The sequence below is a fragment of the Azospirillum formosense genome (genome assembly GCF_013340925.1).
Classification (GTDB): Bacteria; Pseudomonadota; Alphaproteobacteria; order Azospirillales; family Azospirillaceae; genus Azospirillum; species Azospirillum formosense.
This window is the reverse complement of sequence record NZ_WHOR01000026.1, coordinates 20,458-35,936: the sequence shown is the minus strand read 5'-3', so window position 1 is coordinate 35,936 and position 15,479 is coordinate 20,458. Positions and strand designations below refer to the sequence as shown.

At 60.2% G+C, this 15,479-nt stretch carries 14 protein-coding genes; 6 read left to right on the top strand and 8 right to left on the bottom strand.

Features of this window, described 5'->3' with window-relative positions; all coding sequences use genetic code 11:
- The first annotated feature begins 293 nt into the window (after positions 1-293).
- Both GBZ26_RS05950 and GBZ26_RS05945 read left to right on the top strand, forming a co-directional pair.
- On the top strand, positions 294-566 hold the full coding sequence (locus GBZ26_RS05950; RefSeq protein WP_174438044.1) for a hypothetical protein: 273 nt from the start codon (positions 294-296) through the stop codon (positions 564-566).
- A gap of 16 nt (positions 567-582) precedes the next feature.
- Entirely contained in the window at positions 583-894 is a 312-nt protein-coding gene (locus GBZ26_RS05945; protein ID WP_174438043.1) for a HigA family addiction module antitoxin, read from the top strand.
- 62 nt (positions 895-956) lie between these two features.
- Here the strand turns inward: GBZ26_RS05945 and GBZ26_RS05940 are convergent, their stop codons facing one another.
- The gene (locus tag GBZ26_RS05940) at positions 957-1,628 is read right to left on the bottom strand and encodes an Abi family protein (RefSeq protein WP_246654337.1); all 672 of its coding nucleotides are present in this window, start codon (positions 1,626-1,628) and stop codon (positions 957-959) included.
- A 144-nt stretch (positions 1,629-1,772) separates the two neighbouring features.
- Positions 1,773-2,267, bottom strand: coding sequence for a helix-turn-helix domain-containing protein (locus tag GBZ26_RS05935; protein ID WP_174438041.1), 495 nt, complete (start codon positions 2,265-2,267; stop codon positions 1,773-1,775).
- A gap of 560 nt (positions 2,268-2,827) precedes the next feature.
- Here GBZ26_RS05935 and GBZ26_RS05930 point away from each other — a divergent pair.
- The 4 genes from GBZ26_RS05930 to GBZ26_RS05915 are packed head-to-tail and all read left to right on the top strand — an operon-like array spanning position 2,828 to position 6,499.
- The gene (locus GBZ26_RS05930) at positions 2,828-3,127 is read left to right on the top strand and encodes a type II toxin-antitoxin system RelE/ParE family toxin (protein ID WP_174438040.1); all 300 of its coding nucleotides are present in this window, start codon (positions 2,828-2,830) and stop codon (positions 3,125-3,127) included.
- Between the two features lie 21 nt (positions 3,128-3,148).
- Positions 3,149-4,294: a HigA family addiction module antitoxin gene (locus tag GBZ26_RS05925; RefSeq protein WP_174438039.1), complete on the top strand. Its 1,146-nt coding sequence runs from the start codon at positions 3,149-3,151 to the stop codon at positions 4,292-4,294.
- Positions 4,295-4,305: 11 nt separating this feature from the next.
- A complete protein-coding gene (locus GBZ26_RS05920; RefSeq protein WP_174438038.1) occupies positions 4,306-4,782 on the top strand; it encodes a hypothetical protein in 477 nt (158 codons plus the stop codon).
- Positions 4,783-4,807: 25 nt separating this feature from the next.
- Positions 4,808-6,499, top strand: a complete 1,692-nt coding sequence (locus GBZ26_RS05915) for a DUF1173 family protein (RefSeq protein WP_174438037.1) — start codon at positions 4,808-4,810, stop codon at positions 6,497-6,499.
- A gap of 358 nt (positions 6,500-6,857) precedes the next feature.
- Here the strand turns inward: GBZ26_RS05915 and GBZ26_RS05910 are convergent, their stop codons facing one another.
- Genes GBZ26_RS05910 through GBZ26_RS05885 form a run of 6 tightly spaced genes read right to left on the bottom strand, consistent with a single transcriptional unit; the run spans position 6,858 to position 15,331 of the window.
- The gene (locus GBZ26_RS05910) at positions 6,858-9,914 is read right to left on the bottom strand and encodes a type I restriction endonuclease subunit R (RefSeq protein ID WP_174438036.1); all 3,057 of its coding nucleotides are present in this window, start codon (positions 9,912-9,914) and stop codon (positions 6,858-6,860) included.
- Positions 9,911-10,552, bottom strand: coding sequence for a retron system putative HNH endonuclease (locus tag GBZ26_RS05905; RefSeq protein WP_211104601.1), 642 nt, complete (start codon positions 10,550-10,552; stop codon positions 9,911-9,913). Before GBZ26_RS05905 ends, GBZ26_RS05910 begins: the two co-directional genes overlap by 4 nt.
- On the bottom strand, positions 10,549-11,799 hold the full coding sequence (locus tag GBZ26_RS05900; RefSeq protein ID WP_174438035.1) for an AAA family ATPase: 1,251 nt from the start codon (positions 11,797-11,799) through the stop codon (positions 10,549-10,551). Before GBZ26_RS05900 ends, GBZ26_RS05905 begins: the two co-directional genes overlap by 4 nt.
- Positions 11,796-13,088, bottom strand: coding sequence for a restriction endonuclease subunit S (locus tag GBZ26_RS05895; protein WP_174438034.1), 1,293 nt, complete (start codon positions 13,086-13,088; stop codon positions 11,796-11,798). Before GBZ26_RS05895 ends, GBZ26_RS05900 begins: the two co-directional genes overlap by 4 nt.
- On the bottom strand, positions 13,085-15,088 hold the full coding sequence (locus GBZ26_RS05890) for a type I restriction-modification system subunit M (RefSeq protein ID WP_174438033.1): 2,004 nt from the start codon (positions 15,086-15,088) through the stop codon (positions 13,085-13,087). Before GBZ26_RS05890 ends, GBZ26_RS05895 begins: the two co-directional genes overlap by 4 nt.
- A gap of 48 nt (positions 15,089-15,136) precedes the next feature.
- Positions 15,137-15,331 (bottom strand): type II toxin-antitoxin system Phd/YefM family antitoxin, encoded by a 195-nt coding sequence (locus GBZ26_RS05885; protein ID WP_247884771.1) that lies wholly within the window; start codon positions 15,329-15,331, stop codon positions 15,137-15,139.
- Positions 15,332-15,479 lie beyond the last annotated feature (148 nt).

Here is a 15,479-nt window from a genome sequence, read left to right as displayed (position 1 = left end):
TGTTCTCGGGGGTCCGGGGTTGTTAATAAGAGACGGTCTTGAGCCCTTCCGGCCCCGGGGCATCTTGGCGCTGGTTGCCCCCCGCGCCCTTGGCAGAGTGGCGGTGCGGGTCAAGGTTCCGCGCCGCGGCCGTGTCGTCGTCGTGATCGGCCTGCCGCCGCCGACGCGCGAGCAAATCCTGTCCTTCAGCTTACACACCGGACATCCCCCGCCGGTCTCCACAGCGGACGAAAGCGCCGCGGCCATGGTGCATGGCCGCCGGCGGGCTGACCCTCTGTTCTGTGGAGACCTCCATGTCCGTTCTCAGTTTTACCGATCCCCGGCTCGAGGCGCTGTTCCGAACCGGCCAGTGCCCGGATCTCGGGGCCGACCTGGTCGAGCGCGCCTTGATGACGCTCGACCGCCTGGACGCCGTCGCGCGTCTGCAGGACCTGCATTTTCCCCGCTCGTTGCGCCTCAGCAAGGACGCGCGGGCGCCCAACCGCTTCCGCGTCCACGTCAAGGATTCGGCATGGATCAGCTTTGTATGGCAGCACCCGCACTGTCTGGACGTGCGGCTCGAGTGAAGCAGTGGAGGACCGCATGAGCGTCGACCGTCGCCCCCTGGAGCGGCGGCCGACGCCGCCCGGCCGCTTTATCCAGCACGACATTCTGGACGAGCACGGCCTGACCCAGGAGCAGCTGGCGCAGCGCCTGCGCGTGTCGCGGCTGACCGTGAACGAGCTGGTGAAGGGCAAGCGCGCGCTGACGGCGTCGATGGCGCTGCGGCTGGGGCGTCTGACCGGGCAGTCGCCGGACTACTGGCTGGCTCTGCAGCGGGCCGTCGATCTCTGGGACGCCCGGCAGGATCCCGACAACCAAATCGTGGAGGAAATCGAACCGCTGCAAACATAGCCGGAGGCGTATGGGGCAGCATCGTATTCACCAGCCGTGCGCCTGTGCTGCCCTGCCATCTCTCATTGGCCAGCCGCCTTCTGCCCCTTGTGAATGCGGCGCACGGCCTGGATGGCGGCTTCGTGCTGCTCGTACACCTGCGGGAAGCGGCCATGGCGCTCGATCCACTTCGCAGCCGAGGGCAGGAGCCATCCTGTCACCTCAAGAATGCGATCGTGACGTCCTTTGAGGTCGAAGTACAGGACGGGCTCATGGTGTGCGACCCGGTTCCGCAGCAAGCGAATGGCCGTGAACTCGGTGCTCAGCACGCTGCGCTTCAACCTGGGCGGCGGGTTCATGGTGATCTTGTGCAGGCACCGGCGCCAGAGGGTGTTCTCGTAGACCGTTCCAAAGAATGCCGTCCAAAACCCAAAGGTTAACGCGGCGACGATCCGCCCAGGAGTCAGCTTGTCCGCGACGGCGGGCGTTGCGCGCAGCGCCTTGGGCATGTCGAGTACGAGTCCCACCTTGGCTTCAAGCACCCGGGCAATCTGGTATTGTGTGAGCAGCACTCCGAACTGGTCGAACCAGTACGGGCCGAACTCCACCGATAAGACCGTGTGGCACCGGTTCCGGAGTGCGACCTCGAGCATCTGGAGTGGTGTGTAAAGAGCTTCGGAAATGGCCGTGTTGATGGCGTAAAGCTCTTCGCTGCGCGCCAGATCACCATCCGCCCAGGCAAGATAGCGGCTCATCCGCTCCGGCGAGACAGCGGCATGCAAGGGGAGGGGCGGGATGTTTTCCACTTGTCGTTCCATGATCCAGGGGTTATCTATCTCTCGTTGACCCCGGATCCGCCTCTGCTTAGCACGCGGCCGGGGTAAAATTTTTCCGAACTATCATGCCTTCCTGCGACCGACCGGCGTCTCGGCTCGGCGCTTGGCCTCTTTGCGCTCCTCCCGCGCCTTCCGGAAATCCGGCTCGATCTTCTGGATTTTCTCCACCAAGCCATCCAGGTGATAGACGTTGCTGTTCCAGTCGCCTGATGCCGTCTTGCGATACTCGCGACGGATCAGGCCGGCTTCCTCAAGCTGGCGCATGTTGTTCTGAATGGTTTTGTCGGTGACGCTCATCCGCTTGGCGAGTTCCTTCTTGGTCGGGAACGGGCGGCGGTCGGGGTCTCGCCAATAGTCCAACAGTTGAACGATGATGTTCATTTGCAGTACCGAGATGCCAAGCCGAGATTGGGCTTGGATTAGGATAGACGGAATTGCGGTATAGCCGCTCTCCATCACCGCCTTTCCCCAGATACGCTCATGGGATGACGGCTTTCGAGCCTCTGGCGTTGGCGACGGGAATTTGACGATTGTTGATGTATCTTCATTTTCTGGCATGGCAGATCTCCTTCGTCACTTAAGATACGGGTACAATAATTTTTCTACAATCCCAGTGGGTCTGTGGGGGTGGGGAAATCTGGAGGGGGACCTGACTTCCAGATCCTTTGTTCTCGTTATCCGCTATCGGTATCTTGGTACTCGGTGCTTCAGTGGTCGGATGACGGCCGTACCTCCCCCTTACAGTTTCCTGACAGGTGGGGGCTCAAATTTCCTGACCAATTTCGAGAACATTGAGCTAGGAAGCGAGGCTTGTGATGCGACCGGTCGGCGCGGGCCGGGGACGAGCACAGACAACGCGGGGCAATCAGGGGCCCCGACAGGTGGTTCGGTGCAGTGCTCGTCAGGGCTGTGACTCGGTCCGGTGTAACCGCGGCCAGGGTGCCGCTAACAGCGATGACCAGCGATACACTCCGCTTATCGGAAGTCAAGATGCCCGAGTGCGGTGGTGGCGCCAAGCGTGACGGCAGCGCCACAGCTACCCCCATATCCCACTTGCCTATTACACTAAGTGTAAATATGTAATTGATACCGGCGAAGTGCGGTGCTATGCCGGTGCCATGGATCATGTGGACTTCGCCGACGAGCGCCTCAGACGGCTGGAGGAGGACCCGGGCTACACGGCCGGGTTCGCCGCGAACATCGTGCGTGGGTACCGGAAAGCCATGCAGGCCATCCGTGCGGCGACGGACGAGCGGGACCTGTGTGCCATGCGGGGCCTGCGTTTTGAGAAGCTCCAAGGCAAACGCGCGCACCAACACTCCATGCGCCTCAACGACCAATGGCGACTCATCCTCGAGCTGCGGTCGGACGCGCGCGGCAAACAGGTCTGGATTATCAGCATTGAAGATTACCACTGAGAAGAATGCGGGGGAGCGGTGATGTCTGAGTGGCGCCCTGCAGAGGTGTTTCCCCCCGGGGAGTTCCTGCGCGACGAGCTGGAGGCGCGCGGGTGGACGCAGCTTGAGTTCGCTGAGATTATCGGCCGGCCACCGCGCCTGGTGAACGAGATCATCGCGGGCAAGCGCGGCATCACCCCGGACACCGCCAAGGAGTTGGCGGCCGCCCTGGGCACCAGCGCACAGTTCTGGATGAACCTGGAGACCACCTACCAACTGTGGAAGGCCGCCCCCGCCCCGGAGCGGATCGCGCGTGAGGCGCGCTTACGCGAGCGCTTTCCCGTCCGCGAGATGATTCGTCGGGGCTGGATTGAGGCCAGCGAAAGCTTCGATGTCACTGAAACGCAGGTGCTGCGCTTCTTCGCCATCCCATCGGTCGACGCCCCCGTCCAGCTGGCGCACGCAGCCCGGCGCAGCGGCGATGGCGATATTCCGCCCGTGCAGCTCGCCTGGCTGTGCCGCGTCAAGCAGCTTGCCGACGCGCTTCCGACCGCCCCCTATTCCGAAGCGGCATTGCGCAAGGGGATCGAGGAGCTGCGGCGGCTGACCGCTGCGCCGGAGGAGATCCGGCACGTGCCGAAGGTCCTGGCAGCGTGCGGTGTTCGCTTCGTCGTGGTGGAGCCCATGCCGGGCTCGAAGATCGACGGCGTGTGTTCCTGGCTGCAGGACGGCACCTCCCCGGTGGTGGGCCTGTCGCTGCGGCAGGACCGCATCGACAATTTCTGGTTCGTGCTCCGCCATGAGCTCGAACACGTGCTGCGCGGCGACGGCAAGGGCGGGGACATCATCGACAGTGACCTGGGTGAGGCCGACGCGCCAGCCGGCGCGGATCCGGAGGCCGAGCGCGCCGCCAACGAGGCGGCAGCAGAGTTCCTGGTACCGCGCGCGAAGCTGGACAACTTCATCGCCCGGGTGCGTCCCCTGTATTCCGAACAGAAGATCGTCAACTTCGCCAAGGTGAACGGCGTCCACCCCGGCCTCGTCGTCGGGCAGCTGCAGAACCGCGGCGAGATCCCCTACGCCAACCTGCGCCGGCACTTGGTTAAGGTGCGGCACCTCCTAACCCCCTCCGCGCTGACCGACGGCTGGGGCAGCACGCCGCAGGTCTGGACCACCCCCGTTATATGAGGCTTCGACGGATGGCCACCTACACCGAGCAGATGCAGCGGATCTGGCAGCTCCACGCCGAGGCGGGGGAGTCCGTGCCCGCAACCACCCGCGACGTGGCCGCCTGGGCCATCCGCAACGGCCTCTGGCACCCCCAGCCCGCCGATGTGATCGCCCAATGCGCGGAGGACCTCTCGCGGGCGCTCCGCGAGGAATACCACACCGATCCCAAGGGACGGCGGGTTCGATCGAAGCACGCGGTTCGGGTCACGCAGGGCGGCAAGCAGCTGACGCTGTGGGCGGACATGCGGACCGCCCCGCGCCCGCACATGGAGCTGGCCTTTGCGCAGCGCCGCCAGCAGATCGTGGGCGACTGCGTGCAGTTGAAGCGGGATGTTGACTCCTATAACGAAGCTCACCCTGAGCAGATCCCTCTTCCCCTGATCCTGGACTTTACCGATGACACGGCGGAAGCGGATGCCGGCGATGGGTTCGACGAGGCAGCGTAAACACCAAGCTGGTGCATGGTAGGAGATGGAAGCTGTTATGTCGGGTGGCTTAAAAGAGTATGGCGTGCTGTTCTCCAACAGTAAGTTGTATAGCCCTGCGTTGCAGCGCGAGGATCAGCAAGGGTTTCAAGAGCACTTACGCAAACTTCACCAAAATAAGCTCGAAGCTTGGTGCCCCTGTCAAACGCGAGCCAAGCCGCGGATATTTTCGCGCTTGCGAGGAAGAACGTATCATCCTGTAAAAGAGTCGAACAGTGGCCCCCGACACAGCTTTGACTGTACTCGCTATTCTCTACCTAATGATTTTTCAGGCCGTGGCACTTACACAGTGGGTGTCGTAGAGGAGACGAAACACGGCATCCAAATCACTTTCCGTGAGCCGATGACGCGGCGGCCTACACCAGCAGAAAGCACTGGCACAGGTCTCTCAAGAGTTTCCGGCTCCGGCCGAACACAAAGCCGGATGTCACCCCGTGGCCTGCTTGATTATTTCTGGACGGAAGCCAGCTTAAATCGTTGGCATCCCAATATGGCCGGGAAACGCAGCTGGGGTGTCGTTGCGAGAGAACTCAACAAAGCGGCGGAACCGATCCGCCTCAATGGCGTTCCCCTCTCTGAGTACCTTATGGTCCTAGAACCAGACCTGACTGGATCGTCTCTCCACGCATCAACTCGCCGGTTCATAGCGACTGCCAAACGTCTGGCCGCCGCCGATCGCGGTGATACACCCCGTGTGCTCATCATTGTCGAAATCCAGGCGGTTCATCGGGACATTGATGGCACATCCCTCGACATCGGAGCGTCTTGGTCAGGAGTTGGCCTCAGAGTGCATGTCGACGAGCACGGTTTTGAGGTCCTAAAACGCGGCAGCGTCGATTTCCGTCGCTTAGCGGAGAACGCTCCGATTCATGACCGAGGGGAGGTACGGCTGGTTGCCTTGCTCCAGATTGAAATCAGCGGCCAGCAAGGTGATTGGATCGCCAACGTTCAGTCCGGTGCCGTTTCTGCCATGACGGCTCAGTTCATCCCCTACGCATCAGACTATGAGCGGCGGTTTACGCGCGATCTGATCGCAGAAGAGCGATGGTTTATAAAGCCGCTCCGCTACGATGCGGCCGAAGTGGTTTTCCCCGATGCGCTTCTGTTGGATGGGAAGGATCGGCCGCGGGCGATGGAAGTCTACGGCCGGAACGGGGATCCGGTATATCGAAAGCGCAAAGAGACGAAGACCGCGCTTTATGCGGATGGCGCCGCTGGAGCACAGCCGTGGGTGTGGGATGTGCCGGCCGGTGCCGATCCCTGGACCGTGAAGCGCCCGCCGTTCCCTCAGCGGGTTATTCATCCAAAGGCAAAGCAGGGAAAGGAACATCACGTCGGCTGGCATAAGGCCATCCCAACCAACACAGCCCAAAAACACGAAACACCACAGGCTGATTTTGTCCGGCCACCGCTTCCTCAAGTGCCAATAGGCAGGCCGGCCTTTACTCCTCCCAGTGCTCCTACGCTTGAGCAAGATAGGCTAGGGCCGTCGTACGGAGCGTACGAGAGCAATCTTATGACGCGGTCGCCGCCTCCCCCATTGCCGGACTCTCCTGATGAGCGCAATCCCATACGTCTCGTGTTAAAACCGCAGGAACCGCTGCAACCGGAAACGCCACTCCCCACTTCCATATCGCTTCCGTTATGGCGCCGTGTTCTCAAGCTTTTTTTCGGGTAGCCCTGGGCCGGCCTTATCTACGAGGCCACGCTCCACATCGTCTGCACCGTCACTGCCTGGAATTTCGTTTGCATACTGGGGTAGGTTCTTATATCGGGGAGCGGAAGTGCTGAGGAGAGCGCGGCGAATGTTCGCCAAACAACGCGAAGGTGGAGCTCAGCAAGAACGGTGGCGCGTTCCTCAGGACTACCGGCCGACCGTCCTGAAAGCCGGCCTTTGGCGGCCACCTCGGGAATTGTCCGAAAACATCCCCTTTCAACGGGTTTCCGGACATCTCGAATGCCGGATGGGAGGGCGGACAAGGCAGCCCGCGCCAGCGTTCTTGACTTGTTTTACCTTCCCATTTCTTACCTAATACCTATCGCTCTCCCCTCTCTCTCATTGATTTCTCTAAATGGGGATTTAAACGAATTTTCCGATAGGCCTCTGATGAAAGCCAACCAGTTACCACCTTCTGGAAAGACTTATCGTTCATGAACCGCGCGAAAATTTCTTCGTTCTGGTCCATGCGTTCGACAAAAAGAGTCTCAAGCAAGTTTTTGAAGACAAGCTCGAACTTATCGCCGGGGTTGACGGCTGCCGCCTGCTTCAGCGCTGCATCGGAGATCGCCGCCTCGACGATCTGGTCAAAGAACAGCTGATCTGCCTGATTGAAGTCGGTGCCGAACCGGTCGTTGACGACATCTATGAGACGCGAAAGCGGAACCGCTTCTTCGTGGAGCACGCCGGTTCCGACCTCGGACGGGCCATCGAGCCGGTTGGCTTGTCCACCGCCCAGGCTGATGGAACCTTCGCTGATCTTCTGAAGGCGATAATACTCCAGCCGCACTTCGTCATCGAATTGGTAGGACGGCCCAACTCCACGCTTCGGCAGCTTGGTCGCAAGGTGCCGCAGGAACACATAGAGTCGTTCGAGATCCGTATCCTGGTAGGGAATGATCTGGCTGAGGAAGCCATAGAGGCTGCAGAAGGCTGTCAGCTTGCCGCGCCACAGTTCGGCCTCGTCGGGCTTTTCCTGCTGAAACTCTTTGAAACGGGCCACACAAGGGTCAAGCGCGGCAGCCATCAACTGATGATCGTTCGGGCTCTGGCGCTGGCGCGGCTTGAAATAGACGGCGCTGAAGCGTTCAACGTCGGCAGTCACATAGATGCCGTCTGCGTCGAGTTCGCTCTTGATCTCATACATTCGGGCCGGGTCGACGTCCTCGCCAACCTCCGCGCCTTCATAGTAGGTCTTGAACGCCTTGCGGATTTCATCGCGCTCGTTGACGAAATCAAGGACGAACGTATCCTCCTTCAGCGGATGGATGCGGTTTAGGCGGGATAGGGTTTGAATCGCCTGGATGCCGGCAAGCCTCCGGTCGACATACATCGTGTGGAGCAGCGGCTGATCGAATCCCGTCTGATATTTCTCGGCGACGAGCAGCACCTGATATTCCTGGGTGGCGAAAACCTCCGGCAGTTCCTTTTCACGAACGCCGAGATTCATGCCCTCCTCGGTGTAGGTGACATCCTTCAGCTTGTCGTCCGTCACGACGCCGGAGAAGGCCACCAGCGATTTGATGGCGTAGCCCTTCTCCTTGATGTAGCGGTCGAAGCTCTGTTTGTAGCGGACCGCTTCGAGCCGGGAGCCTGTCACCACCATTGCCTTTGCCCGCCCTCCGATCTTGTGTTGAGAGGCGGCGTGGAAATGCTCGATCATCACCTCGGTCTTCTGAGCGATGTTGTGAGGATGCAGCTTGAGGAAACGGGCGAGCGCACGCGCAGCCTTCTTCCGCTCGACGTTCGGATCGTCTTCGCTCGCCTTGAGGAGCCGAAAATAGGTGGCATAGGTGGTGTAGTTCTTCAGCACATCGAGAATGAAGCCTTCCTCGATGGCCTGCCGCATCGTATAGCGATGAGCGGGATTGTTATCACGTCCGAACACCTTGAAGGTTTTGTGCTTCGGCGTCGCTGTGAAGGCAAAGAAGCTGATGTTAGCTTGGCGGCCGCGTTTGGCCATGGACCGATAGAGCTCGTCCATGCCCTCCTCATCGTTTTCCGCCATGTATTTCGCGGCCTCCTCGCGGAGCCCCCGGCCCCCAAGAACCTCCTTGAGATCGGTCGCCGTTTCGCCGCCTTGCGAGCTGTGCGCCTCATCGATAATAACGGCGCAGTGGCGAGTCTTCAGCGTGCCACCATCGGCTTCCCCGCGCTCTTCTGCCATCTTAGCGAGCTGGCGCGAGACGAAAGGAAACTTCTGCAAAGTGGTAATGATGATCGGCACCGCGCTTTCGAGCGCTTCGGCAAGCTGACGGGAGCTCTCGTCGATCTTCTGCACCACGCCGTGCTTGTGCTCGAACTGGTAGATTGTGTCCTGCAACTGCTTGTCTAAGACCACGCGATCGGTGATCACGATCACGCTGTCGAAGACACGGTTGTTTTTATCGTCATGCAGAGACGCCAGCCGGTGCGTGAGCCAGCCGATGGTGTTGCTCTTGCCGCTACCGGCTGAATGCTCAATCAGATAGTTGTTGCCCACACCCTCGCGCTGCGCCTGGTCCACCAGCGAGCGAACCGCTTCAAGCTGATGGTAGCGCGGAAAGATCATCGTTTCCTTTTTGACCTTCCGGCCCTGATCGTCGCGCTTCTCCTCAATCTGTAGGTGGATGAAGCGCGCGAGCAGATCGAGCAGGCTGTCCCGCTGCAGCACCTCTTCCCAGAGATAGGCCGTGCGATAGCTGCGCCCCTTCGGATCGGGCGCATTGCCGGCGCCGCCGTTGTTGCCCTTGTTGAAAGGCAGAAAGTGGGTGGCCTGTCCCGCCAACCGCGTGGTCATGAACACGGTGTCGGTGTCGGCCGCGAAGTGAACCAGCATGCGCCGCTTGAACTCGAAGATCGGCTCGCGCGGGTTACGATCGGTGCGGTACTGGCACAAGGCGTGCTCGACCGTCTGCCCGGTCATCGGGTTTTTGAGTTCGACCGAGGCGACCGGAATGCCATTGACGCTGAGCGCCACGTCCAGCGATTTCTCAGAAGTCTTCGAAAAATGCAGCTGCCTAGTGATGCCGACGCGGTTCGCCGCGTAACGGGCCTCAAGCTCGGGGTTGAGCCCATGCGCTGCCTTGAAGAAGGCCACACGCAGGGTCTTGCCATAGCATTTGAAGCCGTGGCGCAAGGTGGCGAGCGAACCTTCGCGATCCATCCATTTGGTAAGGTCGCTCAGGATCTGCGCGCCGGTCTTGTCGCCGTGCAGCGCCTCCAGCGCCTTCCATTCCTTCGGCTGGGTCGTCTGGATGAAACCCAGCACCGTCTCGGGGAAGATGGCGCGCTCGCGGTCGAACCCTTTTGCAGGTTCCGGCACGGCGCCATTGGCCAGCATTGCGAATTCAATGACGGTCTCGAAGGCGCCTTCTGTGTGCCGGGCGTGGTTCATGCCGCTGCGCCTCCCAGTTTCTGCCGAAGGAACCAAACCGCTACCGGGCTGAATGGCTGATGCTCGGCAGCATTGATACGGTGATCGATCTGTTGCTGAACTTTTTGGCGCGCATTTGGTGTCGAACGCCACCATTTAAGCACAGCGTCCAACACCGCTTTTCGGTTGCTCTTCAAATGGGCCAGATTCAAACCGAGAACGTCATTGATTTGTGCATTGAACTCTTGATCGGCGCTTTCAACGGTTCCGTCGGCGAGATAGCGCAGTCTGCTTTCTATGGCATGAGCAGGGTTTGCCGGGTTCCACTTGAGATCGCAACTCGCCTTCTTGGTGTCGCAATGCTGTTCGTTCGGAGACTTTCCTTCGCCTCCAAGACATGCGCCGAGCAAATTAGAATAATCGAGCTGTAATTTTCGGTGGTGCTCCTGGCACCGCCAATGCTCAATTTTCATCTTCAGCGGATCATTTACAATGCGCCCCATGCAATAGCAGCATAACGCTCTTTGCTCGGCAACTAGCGTAGCACGAACTTCCTCTTTCTCTCTGTAGTCGTCGTATCCCCTTGGATCGTCGACGGCCACAGTTGCACGGCGCTCTGTCAAGCTTTTCGGCTCGGCGCCCTTGGTGATCGTCCTCACGCGTCCCCCTCTATGAAGTCGAGCAGGGTTCTGGCTCGGGTAATCTCAGGGTCATCCTCTCCGATCTTTTCGGACAACGTCTGGATTGCCGCCCTGGCCTCGTCGGCTCTGCCGTCGCCGATCAGCCTGGCGATATTGCTGATTGCATCCTCAACGCCGGCGTTTCGCGACTTGGTGTCCATCACCTCTTCGAGGACACGGCTTGAATCGATACCAAAGGAGCGCGAAGGCGAATAGATCTTACCGTCCTTGATCATCTGAATCTTGTCGTGCGCCACTTCGCCAATCACCTGCGGCGAATGGGTGGTGGCGATGAACTGGCAATTCGGAAACGTCTCTTCCAGATTGCCGACAACACGCCTCTGCCATTGGGGATGCAGGTGAAGATCGATCTCGTCGATCAGCACCACGCCCACGCCATCGCGCACTGGGTCATCGAGGCCAGGATTAGCCTGCGAGAGTCGCCGGGCAAGGTCAAACACGAGGGCCAGCAAGCTGCGCTCGCCATCGGAAAGGTAGCGCACATCGAGCGTGCAGCCCTGCTTCTCGATCAGCAGGCGGGGGCCGCCCTCCATCTCGGCGCGCAGGCCTTCGCAATCCGGCAGGAAACGCCGGGCAGCGGTACGCATAGCAGCCAGATGCAGGCCTGCGCGTGGCAAGTCGCGAGACTGCGCGTCTTGTGCGTGCATCCACGCGGCGAGTTCGGCAAGGCGCAGGGGACGGGGCACAAGCGCATCGGCGAAGGCGGCAGCTTGCCCGCCGCTCGCCTTGCCGGATTTCGGCTGCTCGTCGGAAACGAGTGAGCGGCGCGTGGCGAAATAGACGGCGACAGGTTGGGTTTTCGCGGTCTTGAGCGATTTCGCTGCCTTGCGGAAGCCCGGCGAAAGGGTTTCCAGGTCGGGAGTGGCGAGGGTCTGCTCGCGCACGACGCCATCCTTGTGCGGCACGCTCTGCTCACGCTGCTTGTGGATCAGCAGATGGTGGGCTTCGCCATGGATCGTCAGGTCGAGATCGACAGTCAGAGCGGATGCGCCTACCTGGATATCGTCCCGGCCAAAAGCTTCCGGGCGGCTTTTGCTAGCGGTGAATCTGGGCAGCAGACGCGAAAGGCAGATGCGCAAGGTATCCAGCACCGTGGTCTTACCCATCCCGTTGACGCCGACCAGCAGGGTAAAGCGGGGATCGAATTCGAAAGACGCCTGCTCAAAGGCGCGTAGTTTGGCGACGCTGAGCCGTGTAATCCTCATGCCGCCTCCGGAATATCAATCTGGCCGGTCACGGCGGCAGCGATCAGCGCACCGCGGCGTTCCTTCAACAGCGTGATGGAATGCTCGGTGGCGGCGCGAAGGCGATCGATCTTGGCGGTTTCGGCGGCGATATGGAGGACGATCTCGTGTTGTTCGGCAAGCGGCGGCAACGGGACCGGAAAGTTCAGCAAGTCTTCTTGTGAAAGGTTTTTCATGCTCGCACTCGTGCCTGTTGCCATTTCTGAGAGCGATGAACGCACGATATGAGACGACAGAACCTGCGCAATGAATTTCGGCACGGCACGATTCTTGTTGAGTTCAACCTGCCATAGACGGTCCGGTAGAAAGAGGTTTGGATAGTCCGTTTCGACGTAGCCAGACTCCGCAACCAGAGCTGGCGTATTCATCCGGCTGACGATAATCGATTCCGCCTTCACCGGGCAGGCAAGACGTTCGTACTCGGTTTCCCAAACCGCCTTGTTCTCTGCCGGAAGGAAGCGTCCACCGATGGCTGCGCTTGTCTTGAGAACACCGGGTTCATTTCCGATAACCGGCTGATCCGTGGCATTGACACTGACGCCCGAGGAGATACTGGCTATGACCCACTTCAGGTCGAGCGCCTCCCAATGCGCGGGGATGTCGCCGAGCCAGTCGATGCCGGAGGGGCGCAAGGGAGCAGCGGGGTTGAGACCGCGCATGACAGCCTCGGCGACAATTGCCCGCCGCTTCTCGGCCAGCAGTTCGAGCAGCCTCTGCTTGGCGGCAATCAAGGCGTCAATATGATTGGACTCAGCCTCAATAAAATCGGCAATCACACCTTGCTCTGGCAGGGGCGGATACGGGATGGCGATGTCACCAATCTCGGACGCATTTATGGCAGGATAACTGATGCCAGTTGAACGCATCTCCACTTCGGCGAGGAAGGTCGGTTCACGAAGCACGTAACGGCAGAATTTCGCATCAAGCGCGCCGGTGCGCGGCCTGATAACGGCAAAACCCGTAGAGACGATCAGATTGTCAGATGGCGACGCAATCGGGGCAATGGCCTGTAGGTATGTACGAACTGTCGAGATGATGACGTCGCCATCCCTGACAATGCGCCGTGCCCGACTTGGTGCGGCCTCGAAGCGGTACGTTGCGATCTCATGGATTGTCCCAGACGAGTCTACATTGCCGATATCAATGTATTGGATCTCGAAGTCGGGGGCGACATCCTCGCCAAGTGCTTCGTCGTTGATCGTTGCTGCGAATTTCAGGCGTTGTCGCGGATACATTGACGTGCCGCTCATTCCGTCACCTCCCGCAGCAGCCGGAGGATTTCGTCTTCCGCCTTCTTCAGTTCCGCATCGATCTCGGCCAGCTTGCGCGGCGGCGTGAATTTGTAGAAATGGCGGTTGAAATTGATCTCGTAGCCGACTTTGTCTTTGGTGCGGTCCATCCAGGCATCCGGCACATGGGGCAGCACCTCGCGCTTGAAATAGGCGTTGATATCCTCCTTCAGCGGCACGTTCTCGAAATCGCGCAGGTCTGCATCGGCCTCGAAGCCTGAACCCTTCTTCACGGCGGTGCCCTTCGGGTCCTTCACGGTGAAGACCGCGCGGAACAGTTTTTCCTCCGGTGCCCTCCAGCGCGCACCACGCTTCTTCAAGAGCTTCTCGATACTGGCCCACACCGCGTTCCAATCGAGCTGCGGCTCACGGCCAAGTGCTTTGTCGATGGCCTGGATATCGTCCAGCAGATGTGGGGCTGCATCGAGGAAGCGCGCCTTATCTTCCACGCTCATCTGGTAGCGCAGCCGCAAGGGCCGCTCGACCGTGACGCGGGTGTAGCCGAAATCGGCATTGTCGAAGAGCTTGGATTTCTCGACTGGCGCGAAGGCGCCATAGAGGCGGACGATTTCGGCGATCTGGTCCGGCTCATCCGGTCGGTCATCCCCCTCAAGTGCCGGCCCTTCGCCGATCTTGCGACGTTTGTCGCCCTGGCTGCGGCGCATGGGAATCCAGGTCTCACGCGCATCGACAAGCTGGATTTTGCCCTTGCGTGCCTTCGCCTTTCGGTTGGTAATGATCCAAATATAGGTGCCGATCCCGGTGTTGTAGAACATCTGCTCCGGCAGGGCGACGATGGCCTCCAACATGTCTCGTTCGATGATCCAGCGCCGGATTTCGCTTTCGCCGCCGCCAGCACCACCGGTGAAAAGCGGCGAGCCCGAGAAGACGATGGCGGCGCGCGAACCGTATTTCTGCGCCTGCGGGTCGACCTCCTCGAACTTCGAGATCATGTGCTGGAGGAACAGCAGCGAGCCGTCATTGACGCGCGGAAGGCCGGCGCCGAAGCGGCCCTTGAAGCCCAGCTTCTCGCTCTCGCGCTGGATTTCCTTCTGCTGCTTCTTCCAGTCGACGCCAAAGGGCGGGTTGGCGATGAAGTAATCGAACTGCTTTCCCTCGAACCGGTCCTCGATGAAGGTGTCGCCGAACTGGATGTTCTCGCCGCCGCCATTGTGATCGACCTGCTTCATGAGCATGTCGGACGCCGCCGTGGCGAAGGCGCGCTTGTTGTAATCCTGGCCGTAGACATACAGCTTCGCCGCCGCGTTGTGCCGGCGCATGTAGGATTGCGCCTCGGCCAGCATACCGCCCGTGCCGCAGGCCGGATCGAGCATGGTGCGCACGGTGCCGGGCTGGCGCAGCAGGTCATTGTCCTCGATAAACAAGAGATCTACCATGAGGTGGATCACCTCGCGCGGCGTGAAGTGATCGCCGGCCGTCTCATTCGCTAGTTCGTTGAAGCGGCGGATAAGGTTTTCGAAGACAAGGCCCATCTGTTCATTCGGCACCCTGTTGGGGTGCAGATCGACATCACTAAACGCCTTGATGACGAGGTAGAGGATGTTCGCTTCGCGCATCCGCTCGATTTCGGTACCGAACTCGAAGTAATCGAAGATGCGACGCACATTGGCCGAGAAGCCGTTGATGTAGCTCGTCAGGTGGCTGTGGATGTTGTCGGGATCGCCATTCAGCTTCTGGAAATCGAGCGGCGAACGGTTGTGGAAGCGATGGCCAGCAGCCTTGTTCAGGATGCGGTCGAGCGCATCATCCTCCAGCTTGCCACCCTTGCGGCGCTCGAACTCCGCCAGCACCTGCGGCTTGGTGTCCGCCAGAACGCAATCGAAGCGGCGCAACACGACGAGCGGCAGCATCACGCGCTCGTACTGCGGCGGCCGATAGGGGCCACGCAGCAGGTCAGCGATCTGCCAGATCAAGTTCGCAAGATCGGAATGGCTAGCCATGCTATGCCACCTTCCGGGTGCGGGTTGCCGCTGCTGTGTATATCGTCATCACGCCGTTGCCCCTTTGCCCTTTGCGGGCGTTGCCGCGGAGCGTTGCTTTTCTATTGTCCCGGACAGGCGCTCATACTCCTCGACCGCCATGACGATCACGACGGTTCGGCCATACTTCTCGACCGCGACCGGCTCCGCCCGCGCCAGATCGATCTGCTTTCCGAAGCCGTTTTTGGCGTCGCGCGCCGACATGCGTTGCATGAAGCAGCCCCCCGAGTTTGAGCTACTTTAGCCATAATGGTGTTACCCGCAATGCCGTTTTTGCCTATCTCGGATCGCTCCATAGGACGGACGATATTACACACCAAGCAGCAAGCTGTTGAATATGCGTTACTTTTTT